Annotated in this window: 23 protein-coding genes and 1 tRNA gene; 10 read left to right on the forward strand and 14 right to left on the reverse strand. The window is 61.3% G+C overall.

Annotation, left to right across the window (positions count from 1 at the left end):
- Positions 1-6: 6 nt before the first annotated feature.
- Together SynMINOS11_RS02700 and SynMINOS11_RS02705 are read left to right on the forward strand one after the other, a co-directional pair.
- Complete coding sequence (locus SynMINOS11_RS02700; protein WP_186549683.1) at positions 7-402, forward strand: hypothetical protein; 396 nt, start codon at positions 7-9, stop codon at positions 400-402.
- Between the two features lie 45 nt (positions 403-447).
- Positions 448-750, forward strand: a complete 303-nt coding sequence (locus tag SynMINOS11_RS02705; protein ID WP_186549685.1) for a hypothetical protein — start codon at positions 448-450, stop codon at positions 748-750.
- A gap of 170 nt (positions 751-920) precedes the next feature.
- Here SynMINOS11_RS02705 and SynMINOS11_RS02710 read toward each other — a convergent pair whose 3' ends face one another.
- On the reverse strand, positions 921-1,178 hold the full coding sequence (locus SynMINOS11_RS02710; RefSeq protein ID WP_043737777.1) for a DUF2973 domain-containing protein: 258 nt from the start codon (positions 1,176-1,178) through the stop codon (positions 921-923).
- A gap of 418 nt (positions 1,179-1,596) precedes the next feature.
- Between SynMINOS11_RS02710 and SynMINOS11_RS12825 the strand changes: the two genes are divergently transcribed.
- From SynMINOS11_RS12825 to SynMINOS11_RS02725, 4 genes are all read left to right on the forward strand, one after another.
- A complete protein-coding gene (locus SynMINOS11_RS12825) occupies positions 1,597-1,722 on the forward strand; it encodes a hypothetical protein (protein WP_255445461.1) in 126 nt (41 codons plus the stop codon).
- Positions 1,723-2,272: 550 nt separating this feature from the next.
- The gene (locus tag SynMINOS11_RS02715; protein WP_011934951.1) at positions 2,273-2,572 is read left to right on the forward strand and encodes a hypothetical protein; all 300 of its coding nucleotides are present in this window, start codon (positions 2,273-2,275) and stop codon (positions 2,570-2,572) included.
- 1,015 nt (positions 2,573-3,587) lie between these two features.
- Positions 3,588-3,818: a hypothetical protein gene (locus SynMINOS11_RS02720; RefSeq protein WP_011934953.1), complete on the forward strand. Its 231-nt coding sequence runs from the start codon at positions 3,588-3,590 to the stop codon at positions 3,816-3,818.
- A 108-nt stretch (positions 3,819-3,926) separates the two neighbouring features.
- The gene (locus tag SynMINOS11_RS02725; protein WP_186549687.1) at positions 3,927-4,106 is read left to right on the forward strand and encodes a hypothetical protein; all 180 of its coding nucleotides are present in this window, start codon (positions 3,927-3,929) and stop codon (positions 4,104-4,106) included.
- A 75-nt stretch (positions 4,107-4,181) separates the two neighbouring features.
- Here the strand turns inward: SynMINOS11_RS02725 and SynMINOS11_RS02730 are convergent, their stop codons facing one another.
- The 3 genes from SynMINOS11_RS02730 to SynMINOS11_RS02740 form a co-directional block, all read right to left on the reverse strand.
- Complete coding sequence (locus SynMINOS11_RS02730; RefSeq protein ID WP_186549689.1) at positions 4,182-4,349, reverse strand: hypothetical protein; 168 nt, start codon at positions 4,347-4,349, stop codon at positions 4,182-4,184.
- Positions 4,350-5,180: 831 nt separating this feature from the next.
- The gene (locus SynMINOS11_RS02735; RefSeq protein WP_186549691.1) at positions 5,181-5,726 is read right to left on the reverse strand and encodes a hypothetical protein; all 546 of its coding nucleotides are present in this window, start codon (positions 5,724-5,726) and stop codon (positions 5,181-5,183) included.
- Between the two features lie 134 nt (positions 5,727-5,860).
- Positions 5,861-5,934 (reverse strand) — tRNA-Arg (locus SynMINOS11_RS02740).
- Positions 5,935-5,992: 58 nt separating this feature from the next.
- Here SynMINOS11_RS02740 and SynMINOS11_RS02745 point away from each other — a divergent pair.
- The gene (locus tag SynMINOS11_RS02745) at positions 5,993-6,763 is read left to right on the forward strand and encodes a helix-turn-helix domain-containing protein (RefSeq protein ID WP_186549693.1); all 771 of its coding nucleotides are present in this window, start codon (positions 5,993-5,995) and stop codon (positions 6,761-6,763) included.
- Between the two features lies 1 nt (position 6,764).
- Here SynMINOS11_RS02745 and SynMINOS11_RS02750 read toward each other — a convergent pair whose 3' ends face one another.
- On the reverse strand, positions 6,765-6,980 hold the full coding sequence (locus SynMINOS11_RS02750; protein WP_011934958.1) for a hypothetical protein: 216 nt from the start codon (positions 6,978-6,980) through the stop codon (positions 6,765-6,767).
- A gap of 20 nt (positions 6,981-7,000) precedes the next feature.
- The gene (gene rsmI, locus SynMINOS11_RS02755) at positions 7,001-7,849 is read right to left on the reverse strand and encodes a 16S rRNA (cytidine(1402)-2'-O)-methyltransferase (protein ID WP_186549695.1); all 849 of its coding nucleotides are present in this window, start codon (positions 7,847-7,849) and stop codon (positions 7,001-7,003) included.
- 1 nt (position 7,850) lies between these two features.
- On the opposite strand from rsmI, the gene SynMINOS11_RS02760 reads away from it, so the two are divergent.
- Positions 7,851-8,768 (forward strand): 3'(2'),5'-bisphosphate nucleotidase CysQ, encoded by a 918-nt coding sequence (locus SynMINOS11_RS02760; RefSeq protein WP_255445462.1) that lies wholly within the window; start codon positions 7,851-7,853, stop codon positions 8,766-8,768.
- Here SynMINOS11_RS02760 and SynMINOS11_RS02765 read toward each other — a convergent pair.
- The 6 genes from SynMINOS11_RS02765 to SynMINOS11_RS02790 are packed head-to-tail and all read right to left on the reverse strand — an operon-like array spanning position 8,765 to position 14,605.
- Complete coding sequence (locus tag SynMINOS11_RS02765; RefSeq protein ID WP_186549697.1) at positions 8,765-10,924, reverse strand: polyribonucleotide nucleotidyltransferase; 2,160 nt, start codon at positions 10,922-10,924, stop codon at positions 8,765-8,767. The genes SynMINOS11_RS02760 and SynMINOS11_RS02765 overlap by 4 nt on opposite strands.
- A 30-nt stretch (positions 10,925-10,954) precedes the next feature.
- Complete coding sequence (gene aat, locus SynMINOS11_RS02770; RefSeq protein WP_186549699.1) at positions 10,955-11,563, reverse strand: leucyl/phenylalanyl-tRNA--protein transferase; 609 nt, start codon at positions 11,561-11,563, stop codon at positions 10,955-10,957.
- The gene (gene rpsN / locus SynMINOS11_RS02775) at positions 11,560-11,862 is read right to left on the reverse strand and encodes a 30S ribosomal protein S14 (protein ID WP_011934963.1); all 303 of its coding nucleotides are present in this window, start codon (positions 11,860-11,862) and stop codon (positions 11,560-11,562) included. Before rpsN ends, aat begins: the two co-directional genes overlap by 4 nt.
- A gap of 48 nt (positions 11,863-11,910) precedes the next feature.
- The gene (gene rseP, locus SynMINOS11_RS02780; protein WP_186549701.1) at positions 11,911-12,999 is read right to left on the reverse strand and encodes an RIP metalloprotease RseP; all 1,089 of its coding nucleotides are present in this window, start codon (positions 12,997-12,999) and stop codon (positions 11,911-11,913) included.
- Between the two features lie 21 nt (positions 13,000-13,020).
- A complete protein-coding gene (gene serS, locus SynMINOS11_RS02785) occupies positions 13,021-14,298 on the reverse strand; it encodes a serine--tRNA ligase (protein ID WP_011934965.1) in 1,278 nt (425 codons plus the stop codon).
- A gap of 40 nt (positions 14,299-14,338) precedes the next feature.
- Positions 14,339-14,605, reverse strand: a complete 267-nt coding sequence (locus SynMINOS11_RS02790; protein WP_011934966.1) for a NifU family protein — start codon at positions 14,603-14,605, stop codon at positions 14,339-14,341.
- A 43-nt stretch (positions 14,606-14,648) separates the two neighbouring features.
- On the opposite strand from SynMINOS11_RS02790, the gene SynMINOS11_RS02795 reads away from it, so the two are divergent.
- Positions 14,649-16,082, forward strand: coding sequence for a malate:quinone oxidoreductase (locus SynMINOS11_RS02795; protein ID WP_186549703.1), 1,434 nt, complete (start codon positions 14,649-14,651; stop codon positions 16,080-16,082).
- Between the two features lie 21 nt (positions 16,083-16,103).
- On the opposite strand, the gene SynMINOS11_RS02800 is transcribed toward SynMINOS11_RS02795, so the two are convergent.
- Positions 16,104-17,780 carry a SulP family inorganic anion transporter gene (locus SynMINOS11_RS02800; protein ID WP_186549705.1) on the reverse strand — a complete coding sequence of 559 codons (1,677 nt, stop codon included), beginning with the start codon at positions 17,778-17,780 and terminating at the stop codon, positions 16,104-16,106.
- A gap of 77 nt (positions 17,781-17,857) precedes the next feature.
- Positions 17,858-18,994 (reverse strand): glycerol dehydrogenase, encoded by a 1,137-nt coding sequence (locus tag SynMINOS11_RS02805; protein WP_186549707.1) that lies wholly within the window; start codon positions 18,992-18,994, stop codon positions 17,858-17,860.
- Positions 18,995-19,064: 70 nt separating this feature from the next.
- Here SynMINOS11_RS02805 and lepA point away from each other — a divergent pair, with 70 nt between their 5' ends.
- Positions 19,065-20,879, forward strand: a complete 1,815-nt coding sequence (gene lepA, locus SynMINOS11_RS02810; RefSeq protein ID WP_186549709.1) for a translation elongation factor 4 — start codon at positions 19,065-19,067, stop codon at positions 20,877-20,879.
- Positions 20,880-20,903: the final 24 nt, after the last annotated feature.

Raw genomic sequence — 20,903 nt, forward strand, 5'->3', positions numbered from 1 at the left:
GGGCTTATGACATCAACGCCTGCGCAGGCCACCAGCCTTCACCCCTGCGGCAGTATTCGGATTGCCAACACCACCTTCTGCTTTCTTGATGCCAATGGCGATGGGCGGTACCAAGAGGGTGAGGAGGAGTTTTGCCTTGATGGTTGGCTGACCCGCGGAGGACTTCGTTGCCGCGGTGAAGGGGTCAAGGCAACGCCCGGTTCTCAAGCCTCAGTGATCACGATTCGCGTGCTCACCAGTTGGGATGAATCGTGTCCTGGCTCCATGAGTGTTGATCAAATCAACCATCACTTGCGCAATGGCTACCGCATCGTGGGGACGAAGACCCAGACCGAGATGATCTCGACCACTGGCCAACCCATCGCATGTTCGTATACGACCTATTCACTCCAACAACATTGATGGTCTGCTGCTGCACAGTGGATTGAGTCCATGGGCAAAGCGCTAATGAGGCCTCTTGTGATTGCTTTCACCACGGTTCTCAGCGCAGCACCGGCTCAGGCTGAAATTGTTCAAGCCTGGTGCTCATTGATGTGGCGGGATGGTCGTGCACAGATCGAACAAGGCCCTTGCGACTTCCGGCAAGCGTTTGGCAACGTTCAGGTTTGGATGGGCGAGCGCTGGGCGTTTGACTTTCCAGCGGATGGTCAGGGCCGCTACTACACCCGCAGAAACCGCAACGACTTCATCCGTTTTGAGCGTGGTGGCTACATCCTCACGGTGTTCCAGGGCGGTCAGCCAGCTAGGTAACCCGGCGGTTGGTGAATAAAAAACGCCCTGGGGACTCACCCAGGGCGTCAGTTGCTTCGTCCGATCGGCTGCTTGCTTCCGATCTGCTCAACGTTCTAAAGCGGTTTGGCGCCCTACTGGCGGCAACTCATCCAGGTTTCAGAAGCCATTCACCAGAGCAGCGGCGTCTTTCAATAACCGGGTTGAGCGCCTGGCGAGGTGAAGGGGCCATCGGAGACGTTGTCGAAGCTGACGGTGAGCAGCTCGTCTTTGATCAGCTCCCCATTTCCATCTAGGAGTTCTGGGTGAATGGTTTTCAGGCCGGTGCGATCACGCATCAGGTTGTTGGCCCTCGGTTGTTGGCTCCTGGCGCTCCAGCCTTGGCGCATTTGCATGAAGGCGCAGCCCAGCAGGACAAAAAAGGCGATCCCGTACAAAACAGCGAACATCTCAACCAGCACGAATGCATCAATGCTGCCGCGACCAATCAGCCGCTGTGGTTCGGTTTACCCCTTCAAGGATGAAACGCCTTAGGGGGCTTTTCTTTGGACTGCCCGCAGGAGCCGGCGCCATCTCGACTGCTTGGGCGGCAACTCAGTCGGCCTGACTTCCTCTTGCGTTGGCTCCACAACTCGGATGGTGAGGGATAGGGATGAGGTTTCAGCTGGTGTCCTTTGCTCAGGCGGGTGCTCGGGCTGCGTGTTGGTTGGTGGCTCAGGTTCTTGCTTTGGTTCGGGTCGGATGTCGGTTGGTGGCTCGGGTTCTTGGTTTGGCTCGGGTGCAGCCAAGGAAGGCCTAACTCCGGTCGCCCCTGGCCATGAGCCGTTCAGCAGGTAGCCCCGCACCATGGGGCTTGGGCGGGCACTGGTGAGAGCCGCCAACACCGGTGGTGGCAGTGCATTCCACGGCCCAGCCTTGGCCTTTGAGCGCGGCGCCAGCATCCAGGGCTTAAAGCGCATTGAGCGACTATCCAGTAGTGGGTTCAAAAGCTAGGTCTTCCGGTCTGTGCTTCTTGATGCACGCTGCTGTGACTGACGCCCCCTGTTGGATCACCCAGCACCTGTTATGTGGCCTTAAGCCTGAGCCGCAAGACCTTCGAGGGCGCCGAGGTGTCTCAGGCTGAGATGCGGATGCGCTCGTGACACAAGCAGGAGCGTCCTGCAGTGCGTCTCGCTTTGGACTTCTGCGACGAGATTGAAGAGGTAGCCCGACGGGCAACACCCTCACACCAACCATTTGGCTCCGTGCACATACGGGGCCTTTTTTATTGGGAAGGCTCTCCCCGGCACTTCGAAGCTGGGGGTTTTGAAGACCCACCACGCAGCCATCAATGCCAGGGGTGGCGCTCAGCTGAATACCTGCCAGCACCAGCGCCGTGGTCACCAGCACCAGGCCGAAATCCACCCGCCAGCTGGGCCGACTCAATCCGACACCGCTCATAGTCAGCGAGCTGTTCGGTACTGGGCTCAACACGAGCTGGTGTGGTGAGTCACCCCTCCATTCCGCCTTTTGCTGAGAGGATCACGCGACCTGATTTGATCTCGTGGCCGCCAAGTACCTCAACAACGTCCGCGTGCGCTGCAAGGAGGGCTGCGAAGAGAAGTTCATCGCCGAGACAGAGCAATGGGTGAACCCTGAGGGGATGCTTGATGCCTACTGGGCCAAGACAGGAGAACGCAGCTATTGCTTTGTAGGCCTATGGGAAAGCGAAGAGAAGCTGGTGGCGGCCCGTCCGCTGATGATCGAACACCTGAACAAGGTCCGTGATTTCTTTGAGGAGATCTCGCCTGAGCTTGGTGTCACGGATCCAGTTTCAGGATCCGTGGTGACGCATAAAAGCTGATTGCTGGAAAGGCTGTCGTTGAAGCCAGAAGCAGGCAAGACCAGCTTTAGCCACTACTTTGCGGGGGCTTTTTGAGGTGATGCGTTCAGAGGGCTTAGGAGACTCTCATCAACAAATCAGAAAAACAGGGTGGAAAGCATGCAGGGTTTTTGGCCAAGCTTTTGCGGCCTTCATAAGCGGGCTAATCCAATGACCAATTACCAAAAAACCGTGGCAGCTGTATTGGCTGCTCTATCCGCTGTGTCTTATGTAGCGGCCATGCCCACAGAATCAGTAACAACAAACGTCGGTTCGTCCGCGTCATTTCTGAGACGTGGTGCTTGATCTCAGTTGCCCCTGCTTGGGCGGGGGCTTTTTGTTGGGCACCAGCCCGAACGTCAGTTCTCAGCTGGGAACTAACGTTCGGGGAAGAGGCTTCAGAAATTTCTGCCAGTTTTCATGAGGCACTCAGGCAGCTCTCATCTGCTAAATCCTTCTGAACGGTAATTTTTCACTCCTTACTCAGGTCTGGATCCGGTTTGTTCTGCGTATCAGTTTTTGACGGCGAACAATTCGATGGGAAGTGGTTCGACAACCTCATTGAGGCAATGTCTTACCTAGATGCCTGCATTGCAGACGAGAGCTGGAAGGATATTCAGTTGCAGCGGTGGACTGAGGAAGACCTGCATGAGTTCATGGAAAAAGGCATGGGGTCAGCTAAGAACAGGCTGAGGTTGGCCGTTAATAGATTTGGCCTTTGACCAAACGGCGCCTGCTTCGGCGGGGGCAATTCCCCCGATTGGGGGAAGCGGTGAACCATCGATTGCAGCGACGGTAGGGGTGTCGAAAGAGAGCAAGCAATGACAGAGCCATCGACTCCGAAACCGAAGAAGAAAGGCCTCGGCTTTTTCTATGCAGTTGGCACTGGCTTCCTGCTGCTCTTGGTCTTCGCATCAACGGCATACAGCGAGAGGGAGTCCATCAAGCTGATCGAACCCATGCAGAGAGAGCTGGCCGCGCCTATGCCTAAACGCTGATGAAAAAGCCCCGTTATTGGCTCTGCTTCTGGGATGGCCACCAGTCGCGCATCGAGCCAACCAATGCCACCACCCGTGAGGAAGCCATCCGTGAAGGCCTTGAATTTTCGCTGGACCACCTCACTGCCGTCTTCAGCCAAGAGGCAGGTTTTAGCCACGCCGAAATGGTTGAACTCTCAGCCGTACTGCCGCCATTGGGATTGCCACTGTGGACGCCGCCAGATCAATGATTTTTTCCACAAGATTGTTTTCTGAATAACAATTTTTTTCCACAGACTTGGCTGCTGCCTGAATTGCTCACCACAGGCTGTGGTCAGGATTAATCCCCAATCAAAATGATGCCTCTGGCTCAGGCGCTGCCCATCATTCCCTTGGCTTCCGGCAGCGACCTAGCTAAAGCCCTGCTCATCAGTGGATTGGTATTCCTTGCCTTTTTCATCCCGTGGCAATTGCGCCGCCGCCATGTCCGCCGCTTTCAGCGCCGCATCTCCATGCGTGAAAGGGATCGGGGTTCTTAGCTGAAACACTCACCACCAAGCGCGGAACACTGAGAGTTCAATTGAGTTGTGGCGGGTCTTAGGGCCGCTTTTTTCTTAGGTGGCTTTGGTGCTCGGCAGCTTGGTGGCAGTCAGGCCAGGCGTCTCTTTCATGACCCGCTGGGCTTCTTGGAATCCCCTGACCACGCGGCAAACGCCCTGTGGGTCGCAGACCTTGTAGTACTCAAAGCCATCTGGAGCGTCGGTGAGCTTGATCGGACTCATTTCATTGCTCAAGAGCCCCTAACAATGCCCTGACCCAAGGGATAACCGCTACCCCTAAATGGGGGCTTATTTGTGTTCACCAAACGAATTCAATTGAATTGATGAGCCCAGACACAACAAAACCCCAGCTGGTGTGAGGAATGCTGGGGCGATGCTGACCCGCGAAATTGGCCTGCTACCTATGCGGGTTGAACTCAATCAATCAACACCTGAAGGCCAATGGTGTATCCAGCTGTACCGTCTAGAAGAGACAGTAATTAGTACCTATCAGACACAACAAAGTCCCGACTGACTAACGTGCCCGCCGAGACGATGCTGCCCTTGGGGACGGAAAACCCCTTGGAACAGATTCAACTTTGCAAAGACAGAACTGCGATTCTGTATTCGTCTGTACCGTCTGGCAGGAACAGTCATTGGTTCCTGTAACGGATTATCTGCATTGCGCTTTCTATTACGGATCATCCGTGACATCTGCTTCAGTGCTGTCGCCAAGTCAATCACCTAAAACCAGTTCTGGCCTGGCTTCCCAGTGGCTCAGCACCTTGGTAGTGGCGAATTGGTGCAACGGGTCGGTGATGCTGTGAAGACGAACGACTTTCCCGCTAACCCGCTTCTGCTTTGTTTCCTTGCCGAAGCCAAAGATGCACAGAATTGCCTGCACAACGCTGATAGGACAGCTGAAGCTGAGTGTCTTCTGCTTGGGTATCGCTTGGCACAGGAATCTTCCATCACCAGTCGATGTGAAAGCTTCACCCAGGCGTCGTTGGCACTAAACCAGTCCTTGCTGGTGAGTAAATCTGCGGCACAGGCTTCGGTAGTCAGTTGTTTTATTCAATGCAGCTGTAGATGCAATTTGGCAATGCGCACTCGGTCTAGGACGTAAGCGTCCCCTAATTGCTTTAACCGGCCATGAGTAAACAAGCCAAGCGCGGTCGTGTTGTCGTACAGCAGCCGATTCCTCAAAGCGGGGAACGCGTTGCCTATGTCGAGTACATGTTGGGTGGTCAATTCCGCAGGGACGATATTGAAGCGATTGCAGATTTGGTCTTTCTTCCTGGTTGCGGCACTCGCTTCCGGTGACTGATCGTCTGAGGGTGGAGAAGCGTCTGCCACGCGGCCCGCTTCTCTTTCGTTGGCGGCGTCCGTCTGGGCCTTCTGTGTTGAACACCGCTGGCGCTCCAGCGTGGTGGCTTCGCGTTCGACTAGCTGGACCGAATAGCCCTCTCGTGCGTAAGCGGCTGCAATCAGATGGCGATCGTGGCGGGCCTGAAGGTTCTGACGGGCGTACACCTGACACCCATCGATGAACCAAGGGTTGTCGTCTAAGACCGTCCCTTCTCGACGGGACAGTTGCGGCAGGTCATCTGTCGGCGGCATTTCACCACCGACAGATGGCCTCCGCTGTCAACGGTCACTTGGTCGAAATGGTTCTGCAGGTTGATGGACACTCCAGCCGCCATCACTGGGGAGACGAAAGACGCCTTCAGTTGCCCTGCTTTGGTTTTGCTTGACGCCCCCTGTTGGATTCGAACCAACGACCGGCTGCTTAGAAGGCAGCTGCTCTATCCAGCTGAGCTAAGGGAGCAGGCCCTCCAATCCTGCCAGTGAAGCTGCTTAGATTGGAGGGCTGTGAAAGCTCCCCAATGGCCCCGGCCCGCCTAAGCGACAGCCAAAAGCAGGAGCTGGTGAGCCAGTTCAAGGCCGGCGTGACAGCGGCGGCGCTTGCCGAAGCGTTTGGTTGCAGCCCCAACACGGTGAGCCGCACCGTGAAAGCTCTGCTCAGCCCCGATGAGTACGAAGGCCTCAAGCAGAAGCGCAGTGGCCGTGGTACTGCTGCTGTTGCGGTGAAAGAAGACGAGCCCAAGGCAGACGAACCCGAAACTGAGGCCGCACCAGAGGCCCCTTCCCCTGAGGCTGAACTGGAAGCTGATGAGCCGCTGGAGGGCAGTAGCTCTTTGGCCCTTGATGACGCCGATGATTTCGGCGCTGATGACAGCGACGAGGAGCTTGATGAGCTGAGCGACGACGACAGCGTTGCTGAAACCTTTGTGGCGATTGCCCCGCTGCCTGGTCTCGGGGTGATTGATGGCGGCGCCCCTTGCGTCAGTAAGCCGCTGGTGGATGGAAGCTTGCCTTCCACGGTGTATCTGTTGGTCGACCGCGACGTCGAGCTCAAAGGCACCCCCGTTAAAGACTTCAGCGAGCTGGGTGCTGTGGCGGCTACTGAGATGGAGCAACAGGCGATTGCGCTGTTCAGCAACCCCCGCCAGGCCAAGCGACAGTGCGGCCGCAGTCAGCGTGTGATCAAGGTGCCGGATTCCGGCGTCTTTGGCCGCACCGCGCCATTCATCCTGGCCCAGGGCATCAGCCGCATCGTTTTAGAAGGCAGCCTCTACGCCATCCCTGGCGCTTGAGCTAACGCCGCAGCAGTGCGGCAACGCTGCCGCCGCTGAACACCCCGCAGACCAGGGCGATGCCCACCACAAAACCAGTGGGCAGCGGAGCGCTTTGGCCAAAACCAAGCTGCAGTGGTTCGCGCTGGTTGAGGTTTTGGCTGCCCAGGCACAGCATCACCAGCAGCAGCAAGGAGCTGACCATGGTTCCGGTGAGCAGGCGCAGGCGCAGCAGCATTTCAACTGGTGGCGATGGGTTCAGTCTGCCGCGCTATGCAGCAGCGCATAGAGCTCACGTCTGGAGTGGCCGCTGCGGCTGGCCAATTCACGGGCGGCATCGGAGGCGCTGAGGCCGCCGGCTTGCAGCTGTTGCAGTTGGGCGCGCAGAGCATCGGCATCCCAAGCTTCGGGTTCGCTGGCAGGCGCCCCGCCCAGCACCACCGTGCATTCGCCTTGGGGTTTGCATGTGCTGAAGTGCTGCAGCGCTGCCGCCAAGGTGGGCCCCACGTGCTGTTCATGGCGCTTGGTGAGCTCGCGGGCCACCTGCACCGGCCGCTCAGCTCCGCAGTGCTCGATCAGTTCTTTGAGCAGTTGCAGCAGCCGGTGCGGCGCTTCATAGAGAACGCTGGTGCGCTCCTCTTGACCGATGGCCGCCAGGCGCTGCTGCCGCTCGCGCCCTTTGGCCGGCAGAAAACCTTCAAAGCAAAAGCGCCCACTGGGCAAGCCGCTGCTCACCAGAGCGGTGGTGGCCGCGCAAGGGCCTGGAATGCAAATCACGGTGCGGCCCGCCGCGCGAGTCGCCGCCACCAGCTCTTCGCCGGGGTCGCTGATGCCCGGTAGGCCGGCATCACTGATCAAGGCCACAGCTTCGCCATCATCCAGGGCCTGCAGCAGTTCGGGGATGCGCTGCTGCTGGTTGTGCTGATGGAAGCTGATCAGCTTTTGCTGGATGCCCAGGCCATGCAGCAGCAAGCCGCTGTGGCGTGTGTCTTCGCAGGCGACGCGGTCAACAGCTGCCAGCAGCTGCTGGGCCCGCGGCGAGAGGTCGCCGCGGTGGCCGATCGGTGTTCCCACCAAATAGAGAACCCCGGGGCTGGGCTCCTTCACAATGGCGCTCGCCTGTGATCAATCCATGATGCCCACCACCGAAGCCATCCTTGCGGTGCTGCGGCGTTTGGTTTGGGAGTCGGCCGACATCCTGCGGGCCTATGCCCGCTCCGAGCAGCCTCCCTTTGGCTATCCCCCCGCCTTGAGTGTGGACAACGGCGGCGAAGGCCCGGTGAGCGCGGCGGATCTGGCGGTGAATCAACACCTGCTCGATGGCTTTCGCAGCAACTTCCCGGATGCCCCCTGGGCTCTGCTCAGCGAAGAAACCGCTGCGGAGCAGCTCACCGCTGGTGTTCCGCTGGATGCCGAATGGCTGTGGATCCTCGATCCGCTCGATGGCACCAAGGATTTCCTGCAGGGCACCGGCGAGTACGCCGTGCACTTGGCGTTAGTGCACCACCAACGGCCGGTGCTGGGGGTGGTGCTCCAGCCCGAGCGGGAAGAGGTGTGGTTTGGCCTGGTGGATGAACAGAAGGCCTGGTGTGAAACCCGCGATGGCACGCAGCGCCCCGCCCAGCTCAGCAGCCGCGCACAGCGCTCTGATTTGGTGCTGGTGGCGAGCCGCAACCATCGCGATGAGCGGCTCGAGCGTTTGCTGGAGGCGTTGGCCTTGGGCGACACCAAGGCGATTGGCAGTGTCGGCGGCAAGGTGGCCACGATCCTGCGTGGGGAGACCGATGTCTACATCTCCCTGTCGGGCCGCAGCGCCCCTAAGGATTGGGACATGGCGGCTCCAGAAGCGGTGCTGCTGGCTGCGGGCGGTGCCTTCAGCCACGCCGATGGCGAGCCCTTGCTCTACAACGACGGCGATGTGCGCCAAGCCGGCTGCCTGATCGCCAGCAATGGAAAAGCCCAGGCCGAGCTCTGTGAGCTGGCCCGGGCTTGCTTGGCTGAGATTGATCCAGGCTTTGCGGTTTAGGACTCGCCGATCGGCAGGATCACAGTGGGCTGAGGATCGGAGCCGTCCTGGGGCACACCGCGCAGGGTGAGGTTGATGCGGCCGCGGTTGTCGATCTCGCGCACGCGAACGCGCACCTCATCGCCAACATTGACCACGTCTTCCACCTTCTCGACCCGTTGATCGGAGAGCTGGGAGATGTGGATCATGCCTTCCTTGCCAGGAAGGATTTCCACGAAGGCGCCAATCGGGATCACGCGGGTGACCTTGCCATCGAAGTACTCGCCTTCGCTGACGCGGCGGGTGAGGCCTTCGATGATCTTCTGGGCTTCCTCAGCAGCAGCACCGTCGTGGCTGGCCACGGTGACGATGCCGGTGTCCTCGATGTCGATCTTGGTGTTGGTGCGCTCGGTGATGCCCTTGATCGTGCGGCCGCCGGGGCCGATCACGGTGCCGATCAGTTCTGGATCGATGCGGAAGCTGAGCAGACGTGGGGCATGGGGCGACATGGTGTCGCGGGGCTTATCGAGCGCCTCGAGCATCTTCTCGAGGATGTGCAGACGGGCCGGACGGGCCTGGGTGACGGCCTCACCGATGGTCTTCATGGCCAGACCGGTGATCTTCATGTCCATCTGCAGGGCGGTGATGCCCTTCTCGGTGCCGGCCACCTTGAAGTCCATGTCACCGAGGAAGTCCTCGATGCCTTGGATGTCGGTGAGCACGCGCACCTCGCTGCCCTCACGGATCAAGCCCATGGCAGCACCGGCCACTGGGGCGGCGATCGGCACGCCGGCATCCATCAGCGCCAGGGTGCTGCCGCAGACCGAACCCATGGAGGTGGAGCCGTTGGAGCTCAGCACTTCTGAGACCACGCGCAACACGTAGGGGAAGGATTCTTTCGGGGGCAGCACGGGAAGCAGGGCCCGCTCAGCCAAGGCGCCGTGGCCGATCTCGCGGCGACCGGGGGAGCGCATTGGACGGGTTTCACCCACCGAGTAGGGGGGGAAGTTGTAGTGGTGCAGGTAGTGCTTCTCGTTGGACGGGTTGAGGTCGTCCATCTCCTGGGCATCGGAGGGGGTGCCGAGGGTGGCAGTGGAGAGCACCTGGGTGAGCCCGCGCTGGAACAGACCGGAGCCATGCACGCGCTTGGGCAGCACCCCAGCGGCAGCACTGATCGGACGCACCTGATCGAGGCTGCGGCCATCAACGCGCTTGCCGTCTTTGACGATCTGGGCGCGCATCATCGATTTGGTCAGCGCCTTGAAGCTGTTGCCCAGCAACTTGCCGTTGCTGCCCACAGCGGCGCGCACCGCATCGGTCTCTTTGAGGGCGGCGATGGCCTCAGCAGCCTTGGCCTTAATCGAATCGAGCTGGCTATCGCGCTCGGCTTTGGTGAGCGTGAACTGGGAGAGCACTGCACCGATGTCTTTGGTGCACTGCTTGGCCAGGTAGTCGGGAACGGTGGTGTCTTCCTCCGGCTTTTCGGGCACCACTTGCTCGATGCCCAGCTCAGCGATCGTTTCTTTCTGGTGGCGGATCAGCTCGAGGACCGCTTCGTAGCCGAAGTCGATCGCCTCGATCATGTCCTCTTCCGGCAGCTGTTGGGCGCCGGCTTCCACCATCACCACACCTTCGGCGGTGCCGGCGACCACCAGATCAAGCTCGGAGCGCTCGATCTCGCGGTAGCTGGGGTTGAGGATGAAGTCGTCGCCCAGCAGGCCGACGCGCACGGCGGCCATCGGTCCATAGAAGGGGATCTTGGCCAGCAAGGTGGCCAAAGAAGCGCCGGTCACCGCCAGCACATCGGGCGGGACGCGCTCATCGACCGACATCACGGTCGCCACAATCTGCAGGTCGTCGCGCATCCAGCTGGGGAACAGCGGACGGATCGGGCGGTCGATCAGGCGGCAGGCGAGGGTGGCGCGCTCAGGCGGGCGGCTTTCGCGGCGCATGAAGCTGCCGGGGATGCGGCCAGCGGCGTAGAGGCGCTCCTCGTAGTCGCAGGTCAGGGGCAGAAAGTCGATGCCTTCGCGGCCGTTGGCTCGGGTTGCCGTGACGAGAACCGCGGTATCACCACATTCGATCAAGACGCTGCCGCCGGCCTGGGGCGCGTAACGGCGCGTCGTCAGTCGGATCTCCCTTCCATCAAAGGAGATCGACCGTGTTTCACCTTGCACTGGCTCTTATGTCCTGGTTGCTGTCAACTTTCATCTTGGCATCCAGGCCCCGCTGCTGACCGCGCTGCTGCCGATCTGCAGGCGGGCTGACTGCTGCACGGCTTTGGCCAGGCAGCTGGTGTACTCCGCATCGCTGAGCTCAAAGCAGCCAAAGCGCTCCAGATGGGGATTGCTGAGCTGCACATCAAAGAGCTCAAAGCCGCCTTGGCGCAGGGCGCTTTGCAGCTGCACCAGCACCACATTGGAGGCATGGGGCCGGCTGTGGAACATCGATTCACCGATCCAGCAGCGGCCAATCGCCAGCCCCAGTTGGCCGCCAGCGAGGCCGTGCGCATCCCAGGCTTCGATGCTGTGGGCCCAGCCCAGGCGATGCAGCTCTTGGTAGATGGCCCTTAATTCCAGGCTGATCCAGGTGCTGGGGCGATCGGCGCAGCCATCCACCACGGCGGCAAAGGCGCTGTTGAGCTTCAGCTCAAAGCGGCCGGGCCGCAGCTGGCGCCGTAGGGAGCGGGGCACATGGAAGCGCTGATCAAGGGGAATCAGTGCCCGTTGGCGGGCACGAAAAAGGCCGAGAGCCCGATCGGGACCCTCGGCCACGGGAAACCAACCGGCGGCGTAGGCCGCCAGTAAGTCATTCACCAGCTGGACTTGACCACACCGGGCAGCAGGCCTTTGTGGGCGCGCTCACGCAGCTGGTTGCGGCACAGGCCGAAATCTCTGTAAACGCCACGGGGCTTGCCGGTGGCCCAGCAACGGTTGCGCATGCGGGTGGGGGCGCTGTTGCGGGGCAGCTGTTGGATCTTGCGGTGGATCTCCAGCCGCTCCATGGGATCAGCAGCGTTGGCGAACGCCTCCATCAGGGCCGACCGCTTGGCGGCGAAGCGCTCCACCATTTTTTTGCGCTTCACATCCCGCGCGATCATCGACTTCTTCGCCATGCGGCAGCCCGGATTGGAATCAGGAATCCGCCAGCATAAACGATGGGTTTAGTTGCCCATCAACTGACGCACCAAGCTCAGTTGGCTGGTGTCTTTGACGATCAGCACCGCGCTGAGGCCCAGCAGCAGCACCAAGCCCGATTGCATGAAGGCCATTTGAATCCGCTCCGGCAGCGGCCGGCCGCGCAGGCCTTCGATCAGCAGCAGCACGAACTGGCCGCCATCGAGCATGGGCAGCGGTAGGGCGTTGAGCACCGCCAGGTTGATGGAGATCAGCGCGGTGAACAGGAACAGGCTTGAGCCGCCTTGCTCAGCCAGCTGGGCCCCCATTTCCACGATCTTCACTGGGCCTGACACCTGCGAAGCGGTTTCACCGAAGTTGGTGATCAGGGTCCAAAAGCCATCGATGGTGCGGGTCCAAATCGCGGCGAAGTCGCGATTGGCGCGGCTGATCACCTCCAGCGGATTGGCGGGGCGGCGGAAGTTCTCCACTCCAGCGGGTTGCAACTGAGCGCCAATGCGGCCGCTGCCACCCAGATCAGCCGGAATCATCGGCACGCTGAGGGTTTCACCCTGGCGCTTGATTTCCACTTGCAATTCCTGGCTGGGGGAGCTTTTGACGGCATCCACCAGGCTTTGCACGGCGGTGCTGCCGCCACCAAGGGGTTGGCCATTGAGGCCGATCAGGGTGTCGCCGGGCTCCAGGCCCGCTCGTGCGGCGGCCTGTTGGGGCTGCACGCCGGTGACGAGCACACCACCTGTGGCGCTGAAGCCCGAAGGGATGCCCACCACCAGGCCCTGACCCACCAACACAACCCAAGCCAGGATCACGTTGGCAATCACACCAGCGGCGATCACCAGGGCGCGTTGGGAGAGGGGCCGGTTTTTGAGTAGATCGGGATCGCGCGGGTCGATGTCGTTATCGGGCTCGTCTTCCGGGAAGGCTACAAAGCCGCCCAGGGGGATCAGCCGCAGGGCATACAGCACGCCATTGCGCTGCTTTTGCAGCAGGGCTGGGCCAAAGCCCACGTTGAAACTGGTGACCCGGATGCCCTGGCAAACAGCGGCCAGGAAATGGCCCGCTTCGTGCACCACCACCAGCAGCGCCAGGATTAATAGCGCTGAAAGCACCCCCACAAGCTCACCCCAAGAAGAGGATCATTGTGGCGTGAGTCGTTCGCGACCGAAGTACGGCACCAACGCAGCGGGCAATTGGATGCTGCCATCGGGCTGCTGACCGTTCTCCAGCAGGGCCGCCATGGTGCGACCGATCGCTAGGCCACTGCCATTGAGGGTGTGCAGCAGCTGGGTGCCTTTGCCCTCTTTGAAACGAATGGCTGATCGCCGCGCTTGGAAATCACCGCAGGTGCTGCAGCTGGAAATTTCCCGATACGAGCCCGCTCCAGGCAGCCACACCTCCAGGTCGTAGGTGCGGGCCGCCGAGAAGCCCATGTCGCCGGTGCAGAGCTCCAAGCGCCGGTAGGGCAGCTCGAGGGCTTCCAGCACGGCTTCGGCATCGAGTGTCAGCTGCTCATGGGCCTCAGCTGATTTTTCGGGGTGGCAGAACCAATAGAGCTCCACCTTGTTGAACTGGTGCAGGCGAATCAGGCCGCGGGTGTCGCGCCCGTAGCTGCCGGCTTCACGGCGGAAGCAGGGCGTGTAGGCGGCGTACTTGAGCGGCAGCTGCTCAACGGCAATCACCTCATCGCGATGCAGCGAGGTGAGCGGCACTTCGGCGGTGGGGGTGAGCCAGAGGTCGTCGTCGGCGCAGCGGAAGCTTTCTTCGGCGAATTTGGGCAGCTGGCCGGATCCGGTGAGGCTGGCGCTGTTCACCAGAATCGGCGGCATCACCTCGGTGTAGCCCTTGGTGCTGTGCAGATCGAGCATGAAGCTGATCAGGGCGCGCTCGAGCCGGGCTCCATCACCCATCAAGGTGATGAAACGACTCTGGGCAATGCGCACGGAGCGCTCGGTTTCAAACAGACCGAGGCGATCAGCCAGCTGCCAGTGCTCTTCGAGGTCTTTGCCCTGGCGCGGTTCGCCCCAACGCTTGACCTCAACGTTGTCGGCCTCACTTTTGCCCTCGGGGGCATCGGCTGAGGGCAGGTTGGGCAGGGCCAGCAGCTGCTCGCGCAGCTTGGCTTCCAGGCCCTTTTCTTCTTCCTCCAGCACCGCCACCTGCTGCTTGATGCGGTTGCCCTTTTCGCGCAGGGCCTTCACCTCATCGCTGTCGGGGGCGGCGCCGCCTTTGATCAGCATCCCCACCTCTTTGCCGGTGCGGTTGCCTTCGGCTTGCAGATTGCTGCGCTGCTCTTCGAGGTCGCGCTCTTGTTTGGCGATCAGCTGCAGCTTGGTGAGGTCCACCTCCATGCCACGCCTGCCCAATTGCTGGCTAATCAGCTCAGGGTTGTCGCGCAGCAGGCGCTGATCCAGCACGGCCTCAGGGCAGGTGGGCGGAGCTTACGAGGCAGGTGCCTCAGAGCACCTGCACCACTTCACTCACCTCGGGAATGGCTTCGCGCAGCTTGCGCTCAATGCCCATCTTCAAGGTCATGGTGCTGCTGGGGCAGGAGCCGCAGGCACCCTGCAAACGCACCTTCACGATCGGGCCGTCGATCTCCACAACTTCCACATTTCCGCCATCAGCCATCAGGAATGGCCTGAGCTCATCGAGGGTGCGCTCCACGTTCTCCAGGGTTAGGGCCTGGGGATCGTTGGTGGCGGCCGCGGTATCGGTGGTCATGGCAGCAAGCTGTTTGCTAGTTGAAGCCTAAAAGCTGGCAGGCGTGACTGATCGTTACGACGCGGTGCTGGTGGGCGCCGGAATCATGGGCGCCACCCTGGCGGCGCTGCTGCATGAGCTGGATCCAGCCATGCGGCTGCTGATGCTGGAGCGTCTCGATGGGCCTGCCCTCGAGAGCAGTGCAGCGGCCAATAACGCCGGCACCGGCCATGCCGCCAATTGCGAGCTGAACTACACGCCGCAGCAGGCCGATGGCCGCGTGGCCACCGCCAAGGCCTTGGCGATCAATGCGGCTTTTGAGCGCAGCTTGGAGTTTTGGGCCACGTTGCGCGAGCGCGGCGAGCTCGACACCCCGGCTTTTCTCAATTCGGTGCCCCACATCAGTTTTGTCTGGGGGCAAGGCGATGTGGCGTTTCTGCGCCAGCGCCACCAACAGCTCAGCGCTCTGCCTGCTTTTGCCGGCATGGAGTGGAGCAGCGACCCTGCCAAGTTGGCGGAGTGGATGCCCTTGGTGATGCAGGGGCGAGGTGCGTCGGAGCCGGTGGCCGCGACGCGCATCTCCAGAGGCACCGATGTGGATTTCGGCAGCCTGACGCGGCTGTATTTGCAGGATCTGCAGCGCAATGGTGCCTTGGAGCTGCGCACCGGTTGTGAGGTCAACAACCTCACACGCAAGTCCAACGGCGATTGGAGCGTTGAGCTTGCTGGCGGCGAGCGGGTGCAAACACCGTTTGTGTTCCTCGGTGCTGGCGGCGGGGCCTTGCCGCTGTTGCAGCGCTCCGGAATCCCGGAAGCCAAGGCCTTTGCCGGCTTCCCGGTGAGCGGCCAGTGGCTGGTGTGTGGTGATAACCAGCTGGCCAGTCGTCATCTGGCCAAGGTGTACGGCAAAGCCAAGGTGGGCGCACCGCCAATGTCGGTGCCGCACCTCGACACGCGCTTCATCAATGGCGAGCGATCGTTGCTGTTTGGCCCTTTTGCTGGCTTCAGCACCAAGTTCCTCAAGCAGGGCTCGCTGTTGGATTTGCCCCGCTCGGTGCGCATCGGCAACCTGCTGCCGATGCTGCAGGTGGGGGCCGGCAACGTCTCGTTGGTGCAGTACTTGATCAATCAGCTGCGCCAAAGCCCGGAGCAGCGGCTGGAGGCCTTGCAGCAATTCCTGCCCCAGGCCAAGGCCAGCGACTGGACCCTGTCGGTGGCGGGGCAGCGGGTGCAAATCATCAAAAACGGTCCCAAGGGCGGCCAGTTGCAGCTGGGCACTGAAGTGGTGGCCGCCGCTGATGGCTCGCTGGCTGCCTTGCTGGGGGCTTCGCCCGGAGCGAGCACCGCCGTCACGATCATGTTGGAGGTGCTCGAGCGCTGCTTTGCCAGCCGTTTGGCTACTCCTGCTTGGCAAGAGCGGCTCAAGAGGCTGTTCCCCAGCTGGGGCGGCGATGTGCTCAGCAGCCGCAGCCGCAATACAGCGGTGCTGGGGCTCTAGCGCTCAGCAGCGCGGCTTGGATCACAACGCCTTGTAGGCATTGACCGCCTGACGCAGGGTCGGATAGGTCAGCTTGTCCAAGCCGTCAGTGTTTTCGCCGATCTGGGCGATGAGGTTGAGAAATTCGCTCTGGCGTCCAGCCCAGATGAGTGCAATGTTTTGCCGCTGGAGCTGCTGCTGCAAATCCTTCAGCACGGCTAGGCCGTTGATGTCGATGTCGCTGATCGGCACCGCATCAATCACAAACCAGCGCAGCTCACCACCGGAGGCCTTCACAGCAGCGAGGGCGCGCTGTTTGAAGTGGTCGGCGTTGAAGAACACCAGCGGGGCGTTGAAGCGAAACAGCACCAGCCCCGGGATGGCTGAGGCTTTGCCGTGGCGATCGATGGAATGCAGCCCAGGCAGTCCCTTTTGCTCTCCGAGCAACTCCACACTCGGGCGCGCCGTGTGCTTCACGAAGCGCATGATCGCTAGGGCCACGGCAAAAAGGATGCCGTTGATCGAGCCCAGGGCCACCACACCGGCGGTGGTGACCAGCGATAGGCCGAACTCGCGCTGGTCCATACGCCAGACCTGGCGCAGGCTGGCGATGTCCAATAGCGAGAGGGCCGCGGCGATCAGCACCACGCCAAGGGCCGCCACCGGAACGAATTGCAGCGGGCCGGTGAACACCAGCAGCACCAGGGCGATAGTGGCGGCGGCCACCAATCCGGTGACCTGCGTTCTGCCTCCAGCGGTGACCGCCATGGCGGTGCGCGAGTCAGCACCGGTGACCACAAATCCCTGGGTCAACGAGGCGGCAATGTTGGCGGCGCCATAGGCCACCAGCTCCTGATCCACATCCACTTCATACCCACCGCGCGAGGCAAAGCTGCGGGAGGTGATCGTGCCGCTGGTGAACAGCACCAGCGCCAGGCCGGCGGCTGAACCGAGCAATTTGGGAATGGTCTCCAGCGGCACCAGCGGCAGGGCTGGGGCGGGCAGCCCGGCTGGGACTGGGGCCAGAACGGCAACGCCCATGGCCGGCAGATCCATCAGCCCCACCAGCAGCGCTGAGAGCACCAGCACCGCCAGGGCCGCCGGGATGGTTTTGAGGAAGCGCTTGACCAGCACCAGCACCACCACGCTGAACAGGCCCACGAGCAAGGTGGGCATCTGGGTGGTGGGCAGCTTGGTGATGATCTCGATCAGCTTGGGAATGATCCGGCTGGCGGTGATCTGAAAGCCCAGCACCTTGCCGATTTGCCCCAGGAAGATGGAGATGGCGATTCCATTGAGGAATCCCACCAAGATGGGCTTGGAAAGAAAGTCCGCCAGGGCTCCCAGCCGAAAGGCACTGGCCAGCACGCAGAGCACACCGGTGAACAGGGTGAGTGCTGAGGCCAGCGCCAGGTAGAGCGCCGGATCGCCTGCCGCCATCGGTGCGATGGCCGCGGCAAGGATGGCGCAACTGGCTGCATCGGGGTTCACCACCAGCTGGGGTGATGTGCCAAATAGCGCATAGGCCAACAGGGGCCCGATGCTGGCGTACAGCCCGATGGCCGGAGGTAGTCCGGCCAGTTCGGAGTAGGCAATCGACACCGGCAGCGCCACCGCTGCCACCGACAGACCGGCAAAGAGGTCGTGGCTGAAGTCCTGTCCAAAGCGGTAGCGACGCAGCGCCACCACACCGGGCATCAGCGCATTGAAGCTGCCCAATTCACGAAGTTTCCCTCTCGACAGGATGGGCCTAGAACATCCAAGTGGCAGTAGGGGCCGCTGAGATTGTTGAGCTTTTAGAGGTAAGCCCGGCCCAGTTGATCAGCTGCTTTCAGCGCCCTCATCACAGCGATGGCGGTGACCTCAAACGGTTCGTTGTGGCTGGTTTCCCCAGGGATCACGGAGCGCTCAGCAATCGCCATCAGTTCAGCGTCGTTACTGGCGTCGATGCCGACTTGGGCCAGCGTGGTGGGCAGTCCCACCTGCTGGCAGTAGCGGAACACCGCATCGATTTCGCTTTGGGGTTGGCCTTCCAGCACCAGCTGGGTGTGCAGGCCGATCACCACCTTTTCGCCATGGAGGTTGTGGTGGCTGCCGGGGATGGTGCTGATGCCGTTGTGCACCGCATGGGCCAGGGCCAAACCGCCGATTTCAAAGCCCAGCCCCGAGAGCAGGATGTTGGCCTCCACAATCCGCTCCAGCGCTGGTGTGGGAACGCCAGCATCAATGGCCGCGCAAGCCGCTGGGCCATCGGCCAAGAGGATGTCGTGGCAGAGCTTGGCCAGCATCAGGGCGCTGGTGAGGGGCTTGCCGCCCACCACGTTGTTGCGGTGGCTTTCGTGGGTGGCGCGCGCTTCAAACCAGGTGGCTAGACCATCGCCCAAGCCAGCCACTAGTTGGCGTTTGGGGGCTTTGGCGATCACTTCGGTGTCCACCAGCAGCAGCTCGGGGTGGCGGTTGTAGAAGCGAAAGCCGGTGACGCTGCCTTCATCGGAGTAGATCACCGAAAGAGCGCTGCAGGGGGAATCGGTGCTGGCCAGGGTGGGTGTGATCACCACCGGCAGCCCCAGTTCATCGGCCACAGCACGGGCGGTGTCGGAGGCCTTGCCGCCGCCAGCTCCCACCACCGCGCAAAAGCCGTGGTGATCCGACATCCCCACCAAACGCTTGATCTCGCTTTCGCTGCATTCACCGCCAAAGGCATCGATCACGGGCTGCAGGCCCACCGGTGGCAATTGCTCCTGCCAGATCGGGGCGAGGGTGCGTTGGGCGGTGCCGCCAGCGATGAACAGCACGGGCCCTTCAAAGCCCAGGCGCTGCAGCTCACGGCCCAGTTCCCATGTGGCGCCAGGGCCCTGCACATACCGCGCTGGAGCGCCAAAAACCCCCAGGGGCCGCTGGTGGATGCTGCCGAAATCGGTGCGGTAGGCCATGGCCTGCGGCGCTCTGCCCTTGCCTAGCCAAAGCAGCAGGTGAGCAGGGGCTTCTCCCTAAGATCTGCTGATGACAGACGCCCCCGTCTCAAGGCTCCGCAATTTCTGCATCATTGCCCACATCGACCACGGGAAATCGACCCTGGCCGATCGCTTGCTGCAGGACACCGGCACGGTGGCGGATCGGGATATGCAGGCGCAGTTCCTGGACAACATGGACCTGGAGCGGGAGCGGGGCATCACCATCAAGCTGCAGGCCGCGCGCATGCAGTTCAAAGCAGCCGATGGTGAGCTCTACACGCTCAACCTGATCGATACCCCCGGCCACGTTGACTTCTCCTATGAGGTGAGCCGCAGCCTGCAGGCCTGTGAAGGAGCGCTGCTGGTGGTGGATGCCAGCCAGGGGGTGGAAGCGCAAACCCTGGCCAACGTCTACCTGGCACTCGGCAATGATCTGGAGATCATTCCGGTGCTCAACAAGATCGATCTGCCGGGAGCTGATGCCGAGCGCATCAGCACCGAAATTGAAGAGATCATCGGCCTCGATACCAGTAATGCGATCCACTGCTCAGCCAAAACCGGCCTGGGCGTCCCTGAGATCCTGCAGGCCATCGTTGATCGGGTGCCGCCGCCACCGGACACCACAGAAGAACCGCTCAAAGCGTTGATCTTTGACTCCTATTACGACCCCTACCGGGGCGTGATCGTCTACTTCCGGGTGGTGAGCGGCCGGCTTCGCAAGAAAGACAAGGTCTTGCTGATGGCCAGCAAGAAGACCTACGAACTCGATGAGATCGGCGTGATGTCGCCCGATCAAAAGCAAGTTGATGAATTGCATGCCGGTGAGGTGGGCTATCTGGCCGCCTCGATCAAGGCCGTGGCCGATGCCCGCGTGGGCGACACCATCACCCTGGCCAGTGCTCCTGCTGATGCGCCGCTCCCCGGTTACACCGAGGCCAAGCCGATGGTGTTCTGCGGCCTGTTCCCCACTGACGCTGATCAATACCCCGATCTGCGCGATGCACTCGACAAGCTCAAGCTCTCTGATGCCGCTTTGAAATACGAGCCGGAAACCAGCAGCGCCATGGGCTTTGGCTTTCGCTGCGGCTTCTTGGGCTTGCTGCACATGGAGATCGTGCAGGAGCGGCTTGAGCGCGAATACGACCTCGATCTGATCGTCACCGCTCCATCGGTGATCTACAAGGTGAACATGGCTGATGGCTCCACCGTGATGGTGGATAACCCGGCCACGCTCCCGGAACCGCAGGCCCGCGAATCGATCGAGGAGCCCTACGTGAAGATGGAGATCTACGCGCCGAATAGCTTCAACGGCACCTTGATGGAGCTGTGCCAGGAACGGCGCGGCACCTTCATTGACATGAAGTACATCACCACAGATCGGGTGACGTTGCAATACGAGTTGCCTCTGGCGGAGGTGGTGACCGACTTCTTCGATCAGATGAAGAGCCGCACCAAGGGCTATGCCTCGATGGAATACAGCTTGATCGGCTACCGCCAGAACGTGTTGGTGCGCCTGGATGTGTTGATCAATGGCGACAAGGCCGATCCGCTCACCACGATCGTGCACCGCGATAAGGCCTATGGCGTGGGCAAGGGCTTGGTGGAAAAGCTCAAGGAGTTGATCCCCAGGCAGCAGTTCAAGATCCCGCTGCAGGCCTCGATCGGTAGCCGCATCATCGCCAGCGAAAGCATCAGCGCCATGCGCAAAGACGTGTTGGCCAAGTGCTACGGCGGTGATATTTCCAGAAAGAAAAAGCTGCTGAAGAAGCAGGCCAAAGGCAAAAAGCGCATGAAGGCGATGGGCAAGGTGGATGTGCCCCAGGAGGCCTTCATGGCCGTGCTCAAGCTCAACGAGAACAAATAGGGGAACGCTGCTTCCAGCAGCGGG

The sequence above is a fragment of the Synechococcus sp. Minos11 genome (genome assembly GCF_014279855.1).
Lineage (GTDB): Bacteria > Cyanobacteriota > Cyanobacteriia > PCC-6307 > Cyanobiaceae > RCC307.